The sequence below is a fragment of the Cryobacterium sinapicolor genome, assembly GCF_004403465.1.
GTDB lineage: Bacteria > Actinomycetota > Actinomycetes > Actinomycetales > Microbacteriaceae > Cryobacterium > Cryobacterium sinapicolor.
Genome location: NZ_SOGQ01000032.1, coordinates 41,164 through 59,395, shown reverse-complemented (window position 1 = coordinate 59,395; position 18,232 = coordinate 41,164). Strand labels below are relative to the sequence as shown.

The 18,232-nt window shown below is 67.2% G+C and carries 20 protein-coding genes, 1 tRNA gene and 1 other RNA gene; 5 read left to right on the top strand and 17 right to left on the bottom strand.

Features of this window, described 5'->3' with window-relative positions; genetic code table 11:
• Positions 1-1,338: a glutamine synthetase family protein gene (locus E3T28_RS06900; RefSeq protein WP_134363788.1), complete on the bottom strand. Its 1,338-nt coding sequence runs from the start codon at positions 1,336-1,338 to the stop codon at positions 1-3.
• Positions 1,339-1,439: 101 nt separating this feature from the next.
• On the opposite strand from E3T28_RS06900, the gene panB reads away from it, so the two are divergent.
• Positions 1,440-2,312, top strand: a complete 873-nt coding sequence (gene panB, locus E3T28_RS06895) for a 3-methyl-2-oxobutanoate hydroxymethyltransferase (RefSeq protein WP_134429196.1) — start codon at positions 1,440-1,442, stop codon at positions 2,310-2,312.
• A gap of 18 nt (positions 2,313-2,330) precedes the next feature.
• Here the strand turns inward: panB and E3T28_RS06890 are convergent, their stop codons facing one another.
• The gene (locus tag E3T28_RS06890; protein WP_134429194.1) at positions 2,331-2,519 is read right to left on the bottom strand and encodes an SPOR domain-containing protein; all 189 of its coding nucleotides are present in this window, start codon (positions 2,517-2,519) and stop codon (positions 2,331-2,333) included.
• A gap of 12 nt (positions 2,520-2,531) precedes the next feature.
• On the opposite strand from E3T28_RS06890, the gene map reads away from it, so the two are divergent.
• Both map and ppgK read left to right on the top strand, forming a co-directional pair.
• Positions 2,532-3,398: a type I methionyl aminopeptidase gene (gene map, locus E3T28_RS06885; protein ID WP_134429192.1), complete on the top strand. Its 867-nt coding sequence runs from the start codon at positions 2,532-2,534 to the stop codon at positions 3,396-3,398.
• Positions 3,399-3,417: 19 nt separating this feature from the next.
• Positions 3,418-4,182 (top strand): polyphosphate--glucose phosphotransferase, encoded by a 765-nt coding sequence (ppgK, locus tag E3T28_RS06880; RefSeq protein WP_134429190.1) that lies wholly within the window; start codon positions 3,418-3,420, stop codon positions 4,180-4,182.
• Between the two features lie 50 nt (positions 4,183-4,232).
• On the opposite strand, the gene rnpB is transcribed toward ppgK, so the two are convergent.
• The 7 genes from rnpB to E3T28_RS06845 all read right to left on the bottom strand — a co-directional run bounded on the left by rnpB (position 4,233) and on the right by E3T28_RS06845 (position 9,662).
• Positions 4,233-4,610: RNase P RNA component class A (rnpB, locus tag E3T28_RS06875), an RNA gene on the bottom strand.
• Between the two features lie 44 nt (positions 4,611-4,654).
• Complete coding sequence (locus E3T28_RS06870) at positions 4,655-5,392, bottom strand: zinc ribbon domain-containing protein (protein WP_134429188.1); 738 nt, start codon at positions 5,390-5,392, stop codon at positions 4,655-4,657.
• 68 nt (positions 5,393-5,460) lie between these two features.
• Positions 5,461-6,282 (bottom strand): Nif3-like dinuclear metal center hexameric protein, encoded by an 822-nt coding sequence (locus tag E3T28_RS06865; protein ID WP_134429186.1) that lies wholly within the window; start codon positions 6,280-6,282, stop codon positions 5,461-5,463.
• Positions 6,283-6,326: 44 nt separating this feature from the next.
• Positions 6,327-7,241 carry a DMT family transporter gene (locus tag E3T28_RS06860; protein ID WP_241979211.1) on the bottom strand — a complete coding sequence of 305 codons (915 nt, stop codon included), beginning with the start codon at positions 7,239-7,241 and terminating at the stop codon, positions 6,327-6,329.
• Entirely contained in the window at positions 7,238-7,741 is a 504-nt protein-coding gene (locus tag E3T28_RS06855) for a DUF427 domain-containing protein (RefSeq protein ID WP_134429184.1), read from the bottom strand. The genes E3T28_RS06860 and E3T28_RS06855 overlap by 4 nt, the downstream gene beginning before the upstream one ends.
• Entirely contained in the window at positions 7,738-8,421 is a 684-nt protein-coding gene (locus E3T28_RS06850) for a response regulator (protein WP_134429182.1), read from the bottom strand. The genes E3T28_RS06855 and E3T28_RS06850 overlap by 4 nt, the downstream gene beginning before the upstream one ends.
• Positions 8,418-9,662 (bottom strand): sensor histidine kinase, encoded by a 1,245-nt coding sequence (locus E3T28_RS06845; protein ID WP_134429180.1) that lies wholly within the window; start codon positions 9,660-9,662, stop codon positions 8,418-8,420. Before E3T28_RS06845 ends, E3T28_RS06850 begins: the two co-directional genes overlap by 4 nt.
• Before the next feature lie 141 nt (positions 9,663-9,803).
• Here E3T28_RS06845 and E3T28_RS06840 point away from each other — a divergent pair, with 141 nt between their 5' ends.
• Positions 9,804-10,718: a universal stress protein gene (locus E3T28_RS06840; protein ID WP_134429178.1), complete on the top strand. Its 915-nt coding sequence runs from the start codon at positions 9,804-9,806 to the stop codon at positions 10,716-10,718.
• Here the strand turns inward: E3T28_RS06840 and E3T28_RS06835 are convergent.
• From E3T28_RS06835 to E3T28_RS06800, 8 genes are all read right to left on the bottom strand, one after another.
• Complete coding sequence (locus E3T28_RS06835; RefSeq protein WP_134429176.1) at positions 10,696-11,214, bottom strand: adenine nucleotide alpha hydrolase family protein; 519 nt, start codon at positions 11,212-11,214, stop codon at positions 10,696-10,698. The genes E3T28_RS06840 and E3T28_RS06835 overlap by 23 nt on opposite strands.
• A 41-nt stretch (positions 11,215-11,255) precedes the next feature.
• Positions 11,256-11,648: a hypothetical protein gene (locus E3T28_RS06830; protein WP_134429174.1), complete on the bottom strand. Its 393-nt coding sequence runs from the start codon at positions 11,646-11,648 to the stop codon at positions 11,256-11,258.
• Between the two features lie 25 nt (positions 11,649-11,673).
• Complete coding sequence (locus E3T28_RS06825) at positions 11,674-12,390, bottom strand: GAF and ANTAR domain-containing protein (RefSeq protein ID WP_134429172.1); 717 nt, start codon at positions 12,388-12,390, stop codon at positions 11,674-11,676.
• A 9-nt stretch (positions 12,391-12,399) separates the two neighbouring features.
• A complete protein-coding gene (locus E3T28_RS06820) occupies positions 12,400-13,110 on the bottom strand; it encodes a GAF and ANTAR domain-containing protein (RefSeq protein ID WP_134429170.1) in 711 nt (236 codons plus the stop codon).
• A gap of 249 nt (positions 13,111-13,359) precedes the next feature.
• Positions 13,360-14,094, bottom strand: a complete 735-nt coding sequence (gene mtnN, locus E3T28_RS06815; protein WP_134429168.1) for a 5'-methylthioadenosine/S-adenosylhomocysteine nucleosidase — start codon at positions 14,092-14,094, stop codon at positions 13,360-13,362.
• Positions 14,091-14,543 (bottom strand): S-ribosylhomocysteine lyase, encoded by a 453-nt coding sequence (locus E3T28_RS06810; protein WP_134429273.1) that lies wholly within the window; start codon positions 14,541-14,543, stop codon positions 14,091-14,093. Before E3T28_RS06810 ends, mtnN begins: the two co-directional genes overlap by 4 nt.
• Positions 14,544-14,634: 91 nt before the next feature.
• A tRNA-Val gene (locus tag E3T28_RS06805) sits at positions 14,635-14,707 on the bottom strand.
• Between the two features lie 71 nt (positions 14,708-14,778).
• The gene (locus E3T28_RS06800; protein WP_134429166.1) at positions 14,779-15,246 is read right to left on the bottom strand and encodes a peroxiredoxin; all 468 of its coding nucleotides are present in this window, start codon (positions 15,244-15,246) and stop codon (positions 14,779-14,781) included.
• Between the two features lie 255 nt (positions 15,247-15,501).
• Here E3T28_RS06800 and aceE point away from each other — a divergent pair, with 255 nt between their 5' ends.
• Positions 15,502-18,228, top strand: coding sequence for a pyruvate dehydrogenase (acetyl-transferring), homodimeric type (aceE, locus tag E3T28_RS06795; protein WP_134429164.1), 2,727 nt, complete (start codon positions 15,502-15,504; stop codon positions 18,226-18,228).
• Positions 18,229-18,232 lie beyond the last annotated feature (4 nt).

Genomic DNA, 18,232 nt, shown 5'->3' with positions numbered 1-18,232 from the left:
TCAGAGCATCTCGAGGTTCTTGTCGAGCTCGAAGGGAGTGACCTGCGAGCGGTACTCCTTCCACTCCTGGCGCTTGTTGAGCAGCACGTAGTTGAACACGTGCTCGCCCAGCGTCTCGGCGACCAGCTCGGACTCCTCCATGTATTGGATCGCGTGGTCGAGGCTGGCCGGGAGCTGCCGGTAGCCGAGAGCGCGACGCTCCGTGTCGCTCAAACCCCACACATTGTCTTCGGCCTCGGGGGGAAGCTCGTAGCCCTCTTCGATCCCCTTGAGCCCGGCGGCCAGCATGAGCGAGTACGCGAGGTACGGGTTTGCGGCCGAGTCGATGGCCCGATATTCGACGCGGGCGCTCTGCCCCTTGTTGGGCTTGTAGAGCGGCACTCGGATCAGGGCCGACCGGTTGTTGTGGCCCCAGCAGACGAAGCTGGGGGCCTCGTCCCCGCCCCACAGCCGCTTGTAGGAGTTGACGAACTGGTTCGTGACAGCGGTGATCTCCGGGGCGTGCTTGAGCAGCCCGGCGATGAACTGGCGGCCCGTCTTGGAGAGCTGGTACTGGGCGCCCGCCTCGTAGAACGCGTTGGTGTCACCCTCGAACAGGGACAGGTGCGTGTGCATTCCTGACCCGGGGTGCTCCGACATCGGCTTCGGCATGAACGTTGCGTAGACGCCCTGCTCGATGGCGACCTCCTTGATGACGGTGCGGAAGGTCATGATGTTGTCCGCCGTGGTCAAAGCGTCCGCGTAGCGCAGGTCGATCTCGTTCTGCCCGGGACCGGCTTCGTGGTGGCTGAATTCCACCGAGATGCCGAGGTCTTCAAGCATCCGCACCGACCGGCGCCGGAAGTCATGAGCCGTGCCGCCGGGAACATTGTCGAAGTAGCCGGCATGGTCGACCGGCACGGGACCGTTCTTGCCGTACTTGGACGACTTGAGTAGATAGAACTCGATCTCGGGGTGGGTGTAGAACGTGAAGCCGCGATCGGCCGCCTTGGCCAGGGTGCGCTTGAGCACATTCCGTGGATCGGCGACGGCCGGCTGCCCGTCGGGCGTCATGATGTCGCAGAACATGCGGGCGGTCGGGTCGATCTCACCGCGCCAGGGCAGGATCTGGAACGTGGTCGGGTCCGGGTGCGCGAGCACATCCGCCTCGAACGAGCGGGTGAGACCCTCGATCGCCGAACCGTCGAAACCGAGACCCTCGGCGAATGCGCCCTCCACCTCCGCGGGCGCGATGGCCACCGATTTGAGGGTGCCGACGACATCCGTGAACCAGAGTCGGATGAACTTGATTCCCCGCTCCTCGATGGTCCGGAGAACGAAGTCGCGCTGCTTGTCCATTCACGCCCTTTCTTGTCGCTCCCTAGGCTACTGTCTGGCGTCGGCTCTCAGGCGAAACAGGCCGCCGATCGGCGTGAACGCCGCTTGGCTACACTTGAGGCATGCCAGAGTCGACCGTTCCGGATGCCCCCCAGCCCGTCAGTGAGCGCAATCCATACGTTTCCGCGCAGTCCGGACCCAAACGGGTGCGCACGCGCCATTTCCACAACGCCAAGCAGCAGGGCATCCCGATCACGGGGCTCACCAGCTATGACATGCTCACGGCGCAGATCTTCGACCAGGCGGGCATCGATTTCCTGCTCGTGGGCGATTCGGCCGGGAACAATGTGTTCGGCTACGAGACCACGCTCCCCGTGACGGTCGATGAACTCATCCCGCTCACTCGGGCCGTCGCGCGCGCCGTCACCCGCGCCCTCGTCGTCGCGGACATGCCGTTCGGTTCATACGAGACTGGTCAGAGCGAGGCCCTGCACACCGCCGTACGCTTCATGAAGGAAGCGCAGGCCCACGCGGTCAAGCTCGAGGGCGGGGTGCGCAGCCACAAGCAGATCAGACGCATCGTGTCGTCGGGGATCCCCGTGATGGCTCACATCGGCTTCACTCCGCAGAGCGAGCACGGCCTGGGCGGACACATGATCCAGGGCCGTGGCGCTGCCGCTGATCAGTTGATCGACGACGCCCTCGCGGTGCAGGACGCCGGCGCCTTCGCGGTCGTGCTTGAGATGGTTCCCGCCACGGTGGCGGCCCTGGTCACCGCTCGGCTGGAGATCCCCACGATCGGCGTGGGTGCGGGTCCCGACGTCGACGGGCAGCTGCTGGTCTGGACGGACTTCGCCGGCATGACCGAGGGACGGGTGCCCCGGTTCGTCCGCCAGTACGCCAATCTGCGGGGGGTTCTGACGGATGCCGTGCACCGATTCAAGGACGACGTCGACTCCGGCGCCTACCCCGGGCCGGAGCACAGCTACGAGTAAACCCCGCGGCTCGCGAGACTAGCGGTCGTTCTCCGCCTCGTCGGCGGCCCATTTGGCGCTGTTCGCGCGCAGCTTCTCAAGCGCGTGGAGGGCCTCGTCCCGGGTGGCGAAGGGCCCGACGCGGTCCGTGGAGGGAGACTGCATCCCCTGCTCGACCGCGCCCGTGCGCATGTTGTACCAGAACTGGTGATCGGTGTCTTCGGACATATGGTTGATCCTATGCCTAAGGATTCCGTCGGTCACCTCCTTCCGGGAGCGGTTTCTCCGCTCCGCTCCGTTCCCCGCCACATCGTGCGCCCGGAGTACGTCGGGAAGGAGATGCCCTCGCCCTTCACGGGATCGGATGTCTACTCCCCCGACCGCATCGAGCTGATCCGCCAATCCGGCCGGATCGCCGCGGGGGCCATCGACGCGGTCGCCCAGGCCATCCGTCCCGGTGTGACGACAGAGGAACTCGACCGGATCGGCCACGAGTTCATGCTCGAGCGTGACGCCTACCCGTCGACTCTCGGCTACCGCGGGTTCCCCAAATCGTTGTGCAGTTCCGTGAATGAGGTCATCTGCCACGGCATCCCCGACGATACCGTGCTTGAAAACGGCGACATCGTCAACATCGACATCACCGCCTACAAGAACGGGGTGCACGGCGACACGAACGCCACCTTCATCGTCGGTGAAGCCCGGGACGAGGTCAGGCTCCTCGTCGAACGCACCCGGGAGGCGCTCGCCCGCGGCATCAAGGCCGTTGCTCCCGGGCGCCAGGTGAACGTGATCGGCCGCACCATCGAGTCCTACGCCAAGAGGTTCGGCTACGGGGTCGTGCGCGACTTCACCGGCCACGGCGTCGGTGACGCCTTCCACTCCGGCCTGATCATCCCGCACTACGACTCGGCGCCCGTCTACGACACCGTGATGGAGGTGGGCATGGTCTTCACGATCGAACCGATGCTCACCCTGGGCGGAACCGACTGGGATATGTGGGCGGATGACTGGACGGTGACGACCAGGGACAAAAGCATCACGGCCCAGTTCGAACACACCCTCGTGGTGACCGAGCGGGGCGCCGAGATCCTCACCCTCTCCTGACTACCGGTAGGTTTTGACTATGAGTTCAACCATGGCCATCGGCATTGACATTGGCGGCACCGGGATCAAGGGAGCGGTGGTCGACCTGTCGACCGGCAAGCTCCTGTCGGATCGCGTGAAGCTGCCCACGCCCAAGGGCGGCCGCCCGGCCGACATTATTGAAACGACCAGGACCCTTCTGGAGACGGTGTCCGCTGTGGACGGAGCCGGTGCGCTGCCGGTGGGCATCTGCTTCCCTGCCGTCGTGAAGAACGGCCACACCATGTCGGCCGCAAACGTCTCGGACAAGTGGATCGGCCTCGCTGCCGAGAAGCTCTTCGAGAAGGGCCTCGGCCAGCCCATTCACTTCGTGAACGACGCGGATGCCGCCGGCTACGCGGAGTCGCAGTTCGGCGCGGCGAAGGGGGTGAGCGGAGTGGTCATCATGACCACCCTCGGCACCGGCATCGGGACCGCGCTGCTCAATGACGGAGTGCTGGTCCCGAACACCGAACTGGGGCACCTGCAGATCGACGGCGTCGACTACGAGACCAAGGCCGCATACTCAGCCAAGGAGCGGGAGAACCTGAGCTGGGAGAAATGGGCCGGTCGTCTGCAGAGGTACTACTCGACCGTGGAGGCCCTGTTCTCGCCGGACCTTTTCATCGTCGGCGGCGGAGTGTCCAAGCACCACCAGGAATTCTTGCCCCTGCTGCGGCTGAAGACAGCCATCATCCCGGCCGTGCACCGCAACAATGCGGGAATCCTCGGGGCCGCCGCTCTCGCCGTCAAGCATCAGGTCTGACCTGCCCGGGGCGCCCGTGCGCCCCGGCGCCGGCCGCTGAGACGGAAGGTGGAATGGGCCGGCTATTACGCCGGGTTCTGTCCCGGTGCCGAAGCACCCTGGACGGCCATCTATCTCGGGACTACGTTGCCGCAGCCCTCTAGCGGTCTACCCGGAAACTCGGCGAGCCGCCTTGACGTTTCCTGTCTGACCTTGCTCCGGACGAGGTTTACCTAGCCGACCAGGTCGCCCTGGCCGCTGGTGGTCTCTTACACCACCGTTTCACCCTTACCGCCGGCCGAAACCGGAGGCGGTCTACTTTCTGTGGCACTGTCTCGCGGGTTACCCCGGGTGGGTGTTACCCACCATCCTGCTCTGCGGAGCCCGGACGTTCCTCGGCATCCGCCGACCCGAAGGACAACGAATGACGCGACCGTCTTGCCGACCCATTCCACTGACCAGAATACAGGCAGCGGGACGGGGCGGGCTCCACCTAGATCCCGGACTCCTCCGTGCGAACCAGGATCGCCCCGCAGTCAGGGCAGAACAGGACCTCGTCGGCTGGCGAGGAACGCACGGCGTCGAGATCGCTGCCAGTGAGCGTCATGGTGCAGCCGCTGCAGGTGCGCGCGCGCAACAGGGCTGCGGCGTTGCCCCGGCCCGTCACGAAACGCTTCTCATAGAGGGCGGAGAGTTCCTCGGTGACACTGCCGGCGACGGCGGCCCGGTCCCGGCGGAGTTCGCCGAGCTGCCGGTTCAGATCGGCCAAGCTCTCGTCGCGGGACTGCTCGGCCTCATGGATCCGGACCGCGATCCCATCCCGCTCCGCCTCCACCGCGGCGACGGCAGCGTCGCTCTCCTCGAGCCGCTCCATGACCGCAATCTCGATCTCTTCGAGTGCTAGGAGGCGCTTGCGCAGCGCCGCGAGCTCCGTCTCCAGGGCCTGCACGTCTTTCACCGAGGAGGTGTGCTGCACCCGGTCGGTGTCCCGCGCGATGCGCTTCTCGACCACGTCGACGTCGGATTCGATCCGTGCCAGCTCGGTACGCACGTCATCGCGTTCCCCGGAACGGGTGCTCAGGGCCATCCGGGTGCCGTCGAACATCGTGGTGAGTTCCCGGAGCTCGGTGTGCTGCGGAAGAGCCTTCGTCTGGTGCTCGACCTGCTGCAGCCTGATGTCGAGGGCCTGAAGCCGGAGAAGCTCCTTCTGTTCTACTGGAGATGCCTTCACGATGTCCTGACCTTTGCGAGTAGTGAAAATGAGCGAGCGTTGGAGGTGGGTCCGCGTCCTTCGGCAGGTTACTGCACGATCGCGAAGTCCCAGGGATCCGTGCGCAGGGAACTGCTGGTGATGCGCACACCGGGCAGGAGCGCGCGTAACTGGTCGGCGGCCGGCTCGATCCAGAGCCATTCGCTGGCCCAGTGCGACACGTCTATCAGGGCAGGTGCGCCGCCCGTCAGCCCGGCCTGCTCACGGGCCTCCGACGCCGGGTGGTGGCGCAGATCGGAGGTGATGTACACATCGGAGTCCAGGACGGCGGGGTGTCCGAGGAGAGAATCGCCGGCGCCGCCGCAGAGTGAGACAGTCTCGACGACAGCGCCGTACTCCCCCGACACCCGCACGCCGACGGCCGTTGCCGGCAAGAGTTCGGCGAGACGGTGGGCCAATTGCCCCAGGGTGCTCGGGTGAGCCAGCCGCCCGACCCGGCCGATCCCTGTTCCCGGCACGGAGCCCGCCGTGATGGGGGCCGCGTCGACGAGGCCGAGGCGGGTGGCGAGGATGTCTGAGATGCCGTCCACGACGACATCCGCGTTGGTGTGCGCCGCGATGAGAGCACAGTCAGCTCGGATCAGACGACCGAGCAGGGCACCCTTGTAACGGTCTTCGGCGACCGACGTGACGCCGCGCAGGAGCAACGGATGGTGGACTAGGAGCAGGTCTGCGCCGTGTCCGATCGCCTCGTCCACGGTCGCGGAAACCGCGTCCACGGCGAGGTGGATGGATTCGACCGGTCGGCCGGGGTTGCCGCAGACCAGTCCGGGGGCGTCCCAGGCTTCGGCACCGGACAACGGCCACAATCCATGGATGATCCGAGTTACATCGGCGAGCGAGACTGACACCTCGCCAGCCTACCGGTGACGAAGCGGCTCGGGCGCGGGCCGCTCTAGCGATGCAGCTTCGCCCGTGCCCCGGGAATGCTCACCAGCGCCGTCACCGCCACCAGAACCAGTCCGAGCCCGGCCCAGCCCGACGGGGGCAGCCGCTCGCCGACGATCAGGACCGCCAGCAGAGTCGCAACGAGCGGTTCGACCAGGGTGATGCTGGTCGCCGTGCTGCCGCGAACCGTGCGCAGGCCACGGCCGAAAAGCAGATAGGCGACGAACATGGGTCCGAGGGCGAGATAAGCGGTGATGCCCAGGCTGCCGCCGCTCTGGAGCAGCGGCGCCCCCGTGGCCCCGAGCACCGGGACCAGGCACAGCGCGCCGAGGCCGAAAAGTGCCCCCATCGTGGCCCGTGGAGCGTGCCCGGCCGCGATCACCCGGTGGGACGCGTGGGTGTAGAGCGCGTAGCTGAGTCCGGCCGACAGCCCGAGCAGAACGCCTAGTGGAGCGGGCCCGGCGGCCGGGTCGGACTGCTGGCCGGCGACCATCAGACCCGTACCGACCAGAGCGACCAGGGTGCACAGAGCCCAGAGCCGCGTGATCGCCCGACGCTCCGCCAGGAACTCGATCCCCGCGGCGAAGACCGGCGCGGACCCGAGCGACACGACCGTGCCGACGGCCACGCCGGCCAGGTTCATGGCGCTGTAGAACGCAAGCGGATAGACGACGATGCCGGCAACCCCGGCCAGCAACCAGCGGCGAACGGAGCGGTCCCGGAGGGTTGCCCGGGCGCTCCGGGCGGAGACGGTGAAAAGCAGCGCTCCGCCGACGGCCATCGTGGCGGCTCCGGTCGCCAGCGGGCTGACGTTGCCGGGCAGGAAGTGCGCCGCCGTGCCCGTCGTGCCCCAGAGCAGAGCGGCGAGAAGGATGGGGACCATCCCCGTCCGGTGCGCGGCGGCCCGCGGCAGCGCCGTCACCAGCCGAGACTGCCGGGAGCCCCCTTGAACGGTCCGACCACCCGGGAGGTGATCCAACCGCCGTAGAAGTCGCCCGGCTGCGGCAGAACCGTTTCCCCGTTCACGGTGACGAGGTCCATCCGTCCGGGGTACAGCGCGACGCGATCGCGGAGCTCCTCGAAGCCGCGGGCCGGCGACGGGTAGTACCACCCGGCCGACTGAGCCCGGCGCCCCGGGGCGACCACGCTCAGATACGACGCCTCACCCTTGTACTCGCAGGAGGAGCGTCCGGCGGCCGGTTCGAGGCTCCCCTCCCGGAACGCGGAGCGCGGCAGATAGTAGACCGGCGGATGGCTGGTCTCGAGCACCCGGATGGCGTCGTCGGTGTCGACGATGACCAGACCGCCGAGGGTGACGACGACCCGGTCGGCACTCTTTTCCACGCGCGGCGGGCGCGGGTAGTCCCAGACCGATTCCTGGCCGGATTCGGGCACGACCTTGTTGATGCGATGCGGATTCATCCGGCCAGCGTACCGGCTGAGCCCGGAGGACTTCGAATGGCGGACTCCCCCTCCCGGCGGTGCAGCTCCGCCCCGAAGACGGCAGCCTGGGTTCGGCGCTCCATGCCGAGCTTGCCGAGCACCCCCGACACGTAGTTCTTCACCGTCTTCTCCGCCAGGTCGAGGTGCTCGCCGATCTGCCGGTTGGTGAGCCCCCGGGAGATCAGATCGAGGACTTGGCGTTCCCTCGTCGTCAGAGCCCGGGCGGCAGGGTCGCCACGGTCCAGCCCGACTGCGGTTGTCAGCCGGCCGGCCCGCAGCGGGGTGAGCAGTGAATCTCCGCGTGCCACCCGCCGGATTCCATCGACCAAGCGGTCACCGCGCAGGTTCTTCAGCACATACCCGGACGCGCCGGCCAGGACGGCGGCGCGGACGGCGGCGTCGTCGTCGTACGCCGAGAGCATGAGGCACCGGATGTCGGGATCCCTCGAGCGGATGTCCCGGCAGGCGTCGATGCCGCTCCCATCGGGCAGCCGTACATCCAGGACCACGACGTCCGGCCGGGTGGCGGCGACCCTGTCCACGGCCTGACGCCTCGTCGCTGCCTCTCCCACCACCTCGAGGTCCACTTCGGCGTTGATCAGGCCGGCCAGTCCGAGGCGGACGACCTCGTGGTCGTCGACGACGAAAACGCGCGTCATCGGTGCGCCCCCTCGGGGGCGTCGGTCAGGCACGCCGTCCAGTGCAGCAGTGTGCCGCGGTGCTCCCGGTCGGTGAGCGACAGCATCCCCTGCCAGCGCTGTGACCGGGCCGAGAGGTTGGCGATTCCGCTGCGCCGCCCGGAACCGGACAGGCCGACGCCGTCGTCGCTGATCTCGATCGTGAGCGCGTCCGCAAGGACGGCCACCCTCACCTCCGTGTCCCGGGGGCGCGCGTGCCGGACGACGTTGGTCAGCCCCTCCCTTACGACGGCCACGACATCGTCGGCCAGTGCGGCGCTCACGAGCAGATCGATCGCACCGGAGAAGACCACCCGCGGCGGGTGCGGGAAGAGAGGGCCGAGCTCGTCGAGCAGGTCGAGTAGGCGGCGACAGACGCCGGGCCGGTCAGGGTGCGACTGCGTCAACGCGAAGATCGCGGTGCGCAGATCCGCGATGACCGCGTCGAGGGCTCCCACCTCGTCGACCAGGCGCCGCCCGAGCACGGGGTCTGTGGTCATCCCGCCGAGTGCCTGCATGGTGAGCCCGGCGGCGAAGATCCGCTGGATCACCCGGTCGTGCAGTTCACGCGCGATCCGGCCACGATCGGTGAGCACCGCCAGCCGCACCCGGTCCCGGCTGCTCCGCTCGAGGTCCAGGCCCGCGCGCGCCAGCCAGGCGAAATCCTGGGCCGCCTCGAGGTCCGCGGCCGTGAAGGGAGGTCCCTCGGCGGGCCGGGAGGCAGTGAGGACCAATACGGGCCGGCCGGATTGTCCGGTTCCCGCCACCGGGACGACCAGGGTTCGCCCAGGCATCAGGAGCGACTCGGGGCCCGCAGCCGGTCGGTCTCCCCCGCCGACGAGGGCAGGCCGGCCGGAGGCGACCGCCCGGCCGCACACGCTCCCCGTCGCACGGAAGGCCAGGCCGACCAGCCGCCGGGCGCATCCGTCGTGCGCCGCGTGGACGACGAACGACTCTTCGGCGCCCGCGTCGCCGCCCGCAACCTCACCGGGCGGCCCGACGACACAGCCCAGTTCTGCGTCCGCCGCCATCGCAACGGCCTCTGCCAGCAGTACCAGCGGGTCACCGGCCCGCACGCTCCGCAGAGCGTCGATGAAGTCGGCGGATGCGGCCGCCCACCGCGGTCGTCCGTGCCTGGGCAGGTCGGCCAGGGCACTGCGCACCGTCTCCGGGGAGGCCTCGGGGTGTTCGGTCGGGGTGAGCGGGATACGTTCGTGGGGCATGGCCGGGGACCGCCTCTCATCTGGTAGCGGGGATACTACCCGCACGGGACCTTCGGCCCTGTCCCGGCACTGCCGACGCTGCGACCCTGACGAGGATCGGACTGTCCGGTGCGATTCCACCCCAGAGCAGGAGTCACATCCATGGTTGAAAAAGTGATCGTCGCCATTGACGGCGGGGCGGCCAGCAAGGTGGCCCTCGAGTGGGCCCTCGACCGGGTCGTGATGCTCGAACGGATGCAGGGCACTCCGGTACAACTCGAACTCACCACGGTGGTGGAACTGGGCTGGTACCCCGCCGAGGGATCGGATTACTCCAGTCAGCCTGCCTACGAGCGCGCGCTCGCGGAAGCCATTCGACGGGTCGAAAAGGTAGCTCCGTCCTGTCGGAAAACGAGCTACATCCGTCACGGCGTCCCGGTGCAGGAGCTGACCCGGGCGTCGGCGACCGCAGACCTCCTCGTCGTCGGCACGCAGAAGACGGGTGTCCTCGCGGGAACGGTCTTCGGCACCCTCCCCCTCCGGCTCGCAGCCCACTCCCGGAGCCCTGTCGTCGTCGTCCCCGTCAACTGGCAGGGGGGTGGCAGCAGCATCGTCGTGGGCATGGAGGACGACGTCACGGCCCTGGTCGCCGTGGACTTCGCGGCCCGCGAAGCCGAGCGTATCAAACTCCCTCTCGAGATCGTCCACGCCTGGATGATCCCGGCGACGGTGGCCGTCGAGTACGGCGCCACCCTGCCCTACGAGGAGATGCGAGACGCTCACGCACGCATCCTGGCGGGGGCCACGAGGAGGGTCCGCGATGCGCATCCGTCGCTGCATATCACCGAGGTCCTGAAGCAGGGCACGGCGGCATCAGTCCTCGTTGCCGCATCCCGGGCGGCGTCCCTCGTCGTCGTCGGCACGCACGGCCGAGGTGCCGTCGGCAGCCTCTTCCTTGGTTCGGTCAGCCACGACGTGCTGCTGAATCTGCCCTGCCCGGTGGCCGTGGTCCCCCGCCCGGCCGGTGAACGTGCCGAGTCCCGACCGGACTCCACTACAGAAACGGAGAAGCGGTGAGCACCTGCCTCGGCGGATTCGACGGCCCCGACCCGAGCCGCAGGTCGAGCTCCAGGTCCGGGTAGCGTTCGGCCAGGCCGGCCACCGCCTCGGCGGGAACCAGACCGGCCGCCTCGTCGGGCTCCATCGGCCAGTCGATCATGGTGCGGTCCTCGGTCCAGGGCGCCGGTGCACTCCAGCAGTACCGGGACGTCAAGCGCTCACCCAGGCGATCCGACTGCTCTGCGGCGAGGTGCACGGCGGCGAGGGATGCCTCGGAACCGTCTACCCCGACGACGACACCGGTCCCGCACTGTTCCTCCCGCTCAATCACGACAGCGTCCGGTCCGGCGGCGTGAGCCGCGATCTGTGCGGCGTTGATGCTGACGACTAAGTCCTGAAACCAGGCCAGGGTATGCGAACCCACAACCAGGAGTTCCTCACCCACGGCCCCGTCGGTGAGCGCCTTGATGGGCGAGCCGTCGAAAACCGTCGTGCGAAGGGTCAGGCGCAACACCGCGCGCCTCCTCAGCCTCACGGGCGAGCAGCAGTTCGGAGTCAGTAGTCGAACTCGTCGAACTGAGGCGAGTCCAGGCCGTCGCCCGTCCACGAGGCCCGGCCCGAGGCCGTTCCGGCCAGAGCCTTGTGGCGGAGGGTGTCCACCGTCTCCGGCTCCAGTAACTCCGACTGTGCCGAAATGTCGGTGACGCAGACTAGTTGGCCGGATCCACCGATCAGGATCTGGATGCGTCCCAGCAGGCCGGTTTCTTCAACGATCGGAATGTCGACGACATCGACCTGAGGGCGGAGACTGAGCGCCTCCGCGTAGTGCATAACGGCATCCGCCAGGTCATCTCCGGTGATGACCGATCCGCCGGGGTGAAAAATGCGCTTCATGGTAGACCCCTGATTGTTCACGAGAAGGACAGGTGCAGCCAGGGTCTGGGGCATTCGATCATTATAGACCTTGTGGGGTCTAAAGGGCGAGGGTACGATTCACCACATTTTGGGCCACCTCGACCAGCGGCTGGCCGTTGTTGCGGGCATACTGACGCAGCAACGCGAAGGCCTCCTCCATGTCGAGGGTGTGGGTGAAAGCGACAACGCCCTTGGCCTGCTCGATCAGAACGCGGCCACTGAGCGCACGCTGCAACTGCGCCCGAGCCACGTCGCTCTCCCGGATGGCGCGCTCCTGCAGGATGCCGATCGTCGCGGTGTCGGCCAACGCCTGAACGGTGCGCAGGTCTTCCGCACTCAAACCGCCGAGGCGATCCCAGAAGAGGTTAAGCGACCCGATCGTCGTCGCGCGCAACCGCAGTGGAACGGAGTGCATCGACTTGAAGCCGAGTTCGAGTGCTCCCGCCCGAAACCTGGGCCACGCCGGGGCGAGGACGTCGAGATCGGGGATGGCCACCGGTTTGCCCGTCGTGTAGCACTCGACGCACGGCCCGTTGCCGGCCCGCAACTGCAGGATCTCGATCAGCCGGCTGCGTTCGTTCGTCGAGGCCACGACCTCGAGGTCATTGTCGTTGCCGGCAGAGAGGATGATCCCGACCGCGGACGCCCCAAAGAGGGTCGCGCACGTTTCAACGAGCGTGTGCAGCAGATCGACGACGTCGTACCCGACGACAAGCGTGTCTGCCAGCGTGACAAAGGTCTCAACCAACTGACCTTCACGTGTTCTGGTCACCATATTTCCATCCTAAGACCCGTCCAATTCTGAAGCGAAATCAAGTTCGCGCGCCACCACGTCTTCCGCCACCTCGCGGACGGTGCGCGCGTGAGAGAACGCATAGCCCTGCAGGATCAGCAGGGCATCCGAGGCTCCCACGTCCAGCTGGGCGAGCACCATGCCGGTCGCCTGGTGCACGACGCGTCGAGAATAGCCTTCGTCGGCGTCAGGGTCAGGCTTTATCGTGTGCGTGAGCAGGACGCGCCGAAGCACCTGCCGAGCGGCGATCCCGACCAGCATCGTGGCATCGGCGATCTGCAGCCCGGTCAGGGTGCGGGGGCGGCGGGAATACAGATCGACGGCACCGATGTCCAGCGACCCGACGACCATCGGGAACGCGAACAGCCCACCCACATCGGTGTCGTCGATCGTCTGCGAGAAAACGGGCCAGGCCGAGTTGCCGTGGTGACGGATGTCGCTGTTCAGCACCGGGCGACGCGTCGTCAGGGCATCCCAACACGGACCTTCACCGAGGTCGAACTGCAGTTCGTCGATCCGGGCAGCGGACGCGTCGCTCGCGCACACGGTTTCGGTGCCGAAGGGGGCGCCGAGAGTGGAGATCGACACACCCGTGACGGGCAGCACCCGCAGGAACGGAGAGCACAGGTCGGTACTGTTCAGGTGTGCGGTGGACAATTCCTCGACGGCGAGGCCGAAGGATCGACGGTCAGACCGGGACATGACGACGTTCTCCCCCCGTGGCATCCGCGACGCCGGTCGAAGTCGCTCGCGCATCCGTCTGCACCGTGACTTCACGACCTCTCGGCTCCGCGGAAGAGCCACACGTCTCCGCGGTGGGCAACGACTTCCGAAACCGCGCCACTTTTAGCGTATCGCGCGGAACGTCGATCCGTGCAGCGACCGGCGCTCCCACGCCGGTCGCGCCGCTTCTCCGAAAGCGTGATCACGGCCGGATCGGTGCCGGCCGAGTCAGCCGAGGCCGTCGGTGAGCCTGCCCAACATTGCCAGCACGACTGCGGCGGAGCGGTCGGCCGCGTCGTCGACATGGGCGAGGTGATCGTCGATCGGCCCGCACAGGTCAGAGATGCCGCGGATCGCCAGGAACGGCACATCGTGCGCGAAACAGGTCTGGGCTGCGCCGACGGATTCCATGTCGGTGGAGAGAACGCCGGGGAACAGAACGCGGAGGTTCTCGGCGCGTTCCACACTCACGAAGGTGTCGTTGGAGACCATCAGGCCGCGGTGCACGACCAGCGCCGAACCGTCAGCCATCCAGGCCGGGGACCCGGCGATCCGTAGCGCCGTGGGAGCACCCTCATAGCGGGCCGGCATGCCGGGCACCTGGCCGAGAGCGTACCCGAATGCACGTGCATCGGCGTCGCTGTTCAGGTACTCGCTGCCGATGACGACCTCGCCCACCTGCACCTGCGCACCGACCCCGCCGGCCGAACCCGCACTGATCACCAGCGGCGTCGCCTGGGGGTCATCGGCCCGCACTGACAGGAGAGCGGATGTCGTCGCACCGGCCGCGTTGACCAGCCCGATGCCGCTTTGCACGAGTAGCACTTCGTGGCCGGCCAGCGTGAGACGGTGGCGGCGGGCCTTGCCGACGGTGATCGGCGCGGCGGACGCGGTGGCCGCAGCCAAGAACGGAGCGGCTTCTTCCTCCATCGCGACGAGGATGATCGCGCCGAAGGGTGTCATTCGGTGACAGTGGCCCAGTCGGCGCGGGCGGTCAGGAAGACCTTCACCGCGTCCTGGGCGGCCGTCAGCGAGTGGTTGGCTCCCCAGCCGCACTGCACCTCGTTGGCAGCGGGCACCGCCGTGGCGCTGAGGATGTCGGTCATGGTGCCCTCGATCAGCTCGAGAACCTCGGCGTAATCCGGCTGCCCCTGCAGGATGAGGTAGAAGCCGGTCTGGCAGCCCATCGGCGAGAAGTCGATCACGCGGGTGGAGTGGTTGCGGGAATGCTCGGCGAAAAGGTGCTCGATCGAGTGCACCGCCGGCATCTCCAGGTGCGCCAGGTTGGGCTGGGTGAAGCGCACGTCGTACTTCACGATGGTGTCGCCCTGCGGCAACACCTTGGTGTCGGCCAGACGCACGTAGGGTGCGACGACCGTGCGGTGGTCGAGGTTGAACGATTCGACGTTCATGCGTGGCTGGTTCACGTGGTCTCCCTGAAAGCTGTCTTGGCGCTCGGCTTTGGGCTCATCGCACGGACGTGATCAGGGGGTGATGATTATGTGGGCCCTACCGGGCTCGAACCGATGACATCCACGGTGTAAACGTGGCGCTCTACCAACTGAGCTAAAGGCCCCTGACACAACGGCCGGTGAAGGCCGAGCACCATCATACAGATTCTGTGGCACCGGTGAAGCGCCGCAGGGTTCATACCGGCTGGAGCTCGCCGATCGCGGCCCGGTAGGCATCCAGTGACCGAGGCTCTCCCGGCGCGGTGATGAAACTGGCCCGGATGATCCCCTCGGGGTCGATCACAAACGTGGCGCGGTTGGCGAAGCCCTTCTGCTCAAGGAAGACCCCGTATTCCTTCGCGACCGCGCCGTGCGGCCAGAAATCGGCGAGGAGGTCGAAAGTGTACTTTTCCTGTTCTCCCCAGGCGCGCAGGGCGTGACGGGAATCGACGGAGATACCGAGCACTTCCACCTCGTTCGCGGTGAACAACGACAGGTTGTCCCGCAACTCGCACAGCTCGCCGCTGCAGATCCCGGAGAAGGCGAGGGGGAAGAAGACCAGGGCGACCGACTTCTCCCCACGGAACTCGCTGAGCTGCACCCGCTCGCCGAACTGGTTGAACAGCTCGAAATCCGGAGCCTGGGTGTCATTTTCCAACGCCATGGAGCGCTTCCTCTCGTGCGCCCACTGGAGCCGTGCAAGGCGACGCCACAGCCTAGCCCTGCCGCCTGCGGGACGCCAAGATGAGCGTCCCGAGGACCAGGAATACTGGCCCGACCGGCGCTCACCGGTCGTGCACATACCCAAGGCATAATCTGTAGGCTTGCGTGGTGCCACCGGTCGTGACCCGACCGTCAACCGGCACCGCTAACCCGGCAGATTCGTTCTTATGGTCTGCCCAAGAGAGAGAGGTCGAGTGTGACTGTCAACGACCAGGACCCGTATTCGGTTAACAGCACGGATGCCGACCCGGAGGAAACCGCCGAATGGTCGGAATCGCTGGACGCGCTCGTCTCGGCCCACGGCCACCAGCGTGGCCGGGAGATCATGCTGACCCTCCTGAAACGCTCCAAGGAGCTGCACCTCGGCGTGCCCATGGTGCCGACCACGGACTACATCAACACCATCGCCGCCGGCAATGAGCCCGACTTCCCCGGCGACGAAGACATCGAGCGCCGCTACCGCGCCTGGATCCGCTGGAACGCCGCCGTTCTCGTGCACCGGGCCCAGCGCCCCGGGATCTCCGTCGGTGGCCACATCTCGACCTACGCATCGTCCGCCGCTCTCTACGAGGTCGGCTTCAACCACTTCTTCCGCGGCCAGGACCACCCGGGCGGCGGAGACCAGATCTTCATCCAGGGTCACGCCTCCCCCGGCACCTACGCGCGCGCTTTCCTCGAGGGCCGGCTGACCGCCGACCAGCTCGACGGATTCCGCCAGGAGAAGTCCCACGGCCCCAACGGGCTGTCCTCCTACCCGCACCCGCGCCTGATGCCCGAATTCTGGCAGTTCCCGACCGTGTCAATGGGACTCGGCCCGATCAACGCCATCTACCAGGCGCAGACCAATCGGTACCTCACCAACCGCGGGATCAAGGACGCCAGCGACCAGCAGGTCTGGGCATTCCTCGGCGACGGCGAGATGGACGAGGTCGAGAGCCGCGGGCAGCTGCAGGTTGCCGCCAACGAGGGCCTCGACAACCTCAACTTCATCGTCAACTGCAACCTCCAGCGCCTAGACGGCCCGGTGCGCGGCAACGGCAAGATCATCCAGGAGCTGGAGAGCTTCTTCCGAGGCGCCGGCTGGAACGTCATCAAGGTCGTCTGGGGCCGCGAGTGGGACGAGCTGCTCGCCCGCGACACCGACGGCGCACTCCGTGACCTGATGAACGCCACCCCCGACGGCGATTATCAGACGTACAAGGCCGAAAGCGGAGCTTACGTGCGGGAGCACTTCTTCGGCCGGGACCCCCGCGCTCTCAAGCTCGTCGAGGGCTACACCGATGACGACATCTGGAACCTCAAGCGCGGCGGCCATGACTACCGCAAGGTGTACGCGGCGTTCAAGGCGGCATCCGAGCACAAGGGTCAGCCCACCGTCATCCTGGCGAAGACGGTCAAGGGCTACGCCCTCGGCCCGAGTTTCGAGGGCCGCAACGCGACCCACCAGATGAAGAAGTTCACCCTCGACAACCTCAAGACCTTCCGCGACAGCACGCACATGCCGATCACGGATGCCCAGCTCGAGGAGAACCCCTACCTTCCGCCGTACTTCAAGCCCGACGAGAACGATGAGGCGATCCAGTACCTGCACGAGCGTCGCCGCGCGCTGGGCGGATACGTGCCGGAGCGTCGCAGCAAGTACACCCAGATCAACCTGCCCGACGACGCGACCTACGCCCCCACCAAGAAGGGGTCCGGCACGCAGGAGATCGCGACCACGATGGCGTTCGTGCGACTGCTCAAGGAGCTGTTGCGCGCCAAGGACTTCGGAAACCGCATTGTGCCGATCATCCCGGACGAGGCCCGCACCTTCGGCATTGACGCGTTCTTCCCGAACGCCAAGATCTACAACCCCAGCGGCCAGCAGTACACCTCGGTCGACCACGCACAGCTCCTGGCGTACAAGGAGAGCCCGCAGGGCCAGATCCTGCACGTGGGGATCAACGAGGCCGGCGCGATGGCCGCCTTCACCAACGTGGGCACCTCCTACGCCACGCAGGGTGAGCCGCTCATCCCGATCTACGTGTTCTACTCCATGTTCGGCTTCCAGCGCACGGGCGACGCCATGTGGGCCGCGGGCGATCAGATGACTCGCGGGTTCATGATCGGCGCCACCGCCGGCCGAACCACCCTCACCGGTGAAGGCCTGCAGCACGCCGACGGCCACTCGCCGCTGCTGGCCTCGACGAACCCTGCCGTGGTGTCGTACGACCCGGCCTACGGCTACGAGATCGGGCACATCGTACGCTCGGGTCTCGAGCGGATGTACGGCGGAACGCACAGCGACCCCAACGTCATGTACTACATCACCGTTTACAACGAGCCGCAGGTGCAGCCGCGCGAACCCGATGACGTGGACGTGGACGGCATCGTGCGCGGCATCCACCGCGTGAGCGTGTCCGATGTGGCCGGTCCGAAGGCGCAGCTCCTGGCCTCCGGCGTTTCCGTACCGTGGGCGCTCGAGGCCCAGGCCCTGCTGGCCGAGGACTGGGGGGTGTCCGCCGACGTCTGGTCGGTCACCTCGTGGGCCGAGCTGCGTCGTGACGGCATCGCCGTCGAGGAACACAACTTCCTGTACCCGGACGACGCACCGCGCATCCCGTATGTGACGGAGAAGCTGGCCGGCACCGCCGGGCCGTTCATCGCCGTCACCGACTTCATGCACGCGGTGCCGGACCAGATCCGGCAGTTCGTGCCCGGCGACTTCGCGACCCTCGGTGCCGACGGGTTCGGTTTCTCCGACACCCGCCCGGCAGCCCGCCGCTTCTTCAAGATCGACGGACCGTCGATGGCGGTGCGCGCACTCGAATTGCTCGCCCGCCGCGGTGAGGTCGACCGCAGCGTCGTCGGCCAGGCCATCACCAAGTACCGGTTGCATGACGTGACGGCGGGAACCACCGGTTCCGCCGGGGGCGAGAGCTAGCCGC

Coding starts and splice junctions, on each gene's coding strand:
- E3T28_RS06900 (WP_134363788.1), bottom strand. CDS start 1,338: ATGGACAAGCAGCGCGACTTCGTTCTCCGGACCATCGAGGAGCGGGGA.
- panB (WP_134429196.1), top strand. CDS start 1,440: ATGCCAGAGTCGACCGTTCCGGATGCCCCCCAGCCCGTCAGTGAGCGC.
- E3T28_RS06890 (WP_134429194.1), bottom strand. CDS start 2,519: ATGTCCGAAGACACCGATCACCAGTTCTGGTACAACATGCGCACGGGC.
- map (WP_134429192.1), top strand. CDS start 2,532: ATGCCTAAGGATTCCGTCGGTCACCTCCTTCCGGGAGCGGTTTCTCCG.
- ppgK (WP_134429190.1), top strand. CDS start 3,418: ATGAGTTCAACCATGGCCATCGGCATTGACATTGGCGGCACCGGGATC.
- E3T28_RS06855 (WP_134429184.1), bottom strand. CDS start 7,741: ATGAATCCGCATCGCATCAACAAGGTCGTGCCCGAATCCGGCCAGGAA.
- E3T28_RS06850 (WP_134429182.1), bottom strand. CDS start 8,421: ATGACGCGCGTTTTCGTCGTCGACGACCACGAGGTCGTCCGCCTCGGA.
- E3T28_RS06845 (WP_134429180.1), bottom strand. CDS start 9,662: ATGCCCCACGAACGTATCCCGCTCACCCCGACCGAACACCCCGAGGCC.
- E3T28_RS06840 (WP_134429178.1), top strand. CDS start 9,804: ATGGTTGAAAAAGTGATCGTCGCCATTGACGGCGGGGCGGCCAGCAAG.
- E3T28_RS06830 (WP_134429174.1), bottom strand. CDS start 11,648: ATGCCCCAGACCCTGGCTGCACCTGTCCTTCTCGTGAACAATCAGGGG.
- E3T28_RS06825 (WP_134429172.1), bottom strand. CDS start 12,390: ATGGTGACCAGAACACGTGAAGGTCAGTTGGTTGAGACCTTTGTCACG.
- E3T28_RS06820 (WP_134429170.1), bottom strand. CDS start 13,110: ATGTCCCGGTCTGACCGTCGATCCTTCGGCCTCGCCGTCGAGGAATTG.
- mtnN (WP_134429168.1), bottom strand. CDS start 14,094: ATGACACCCTTCGGCGCGATCATCCTCGTCGCGATGGAGGAAGAAGCC.
- E3T28_RS06810 (WP_134429273.1), bottom strand. CDS start 14,543: ATGAACGTCGAATCGTTCAACCTCGACCACCGCACGGTCGTCGCACCC.
- E3T28_RS06800 (WP_134429166.1), bottom strand. CDS start 15,246: ATGGCGTTGGAAAATGACACCCAGGCTCCGGATTTCGAGCTGTTCAAC.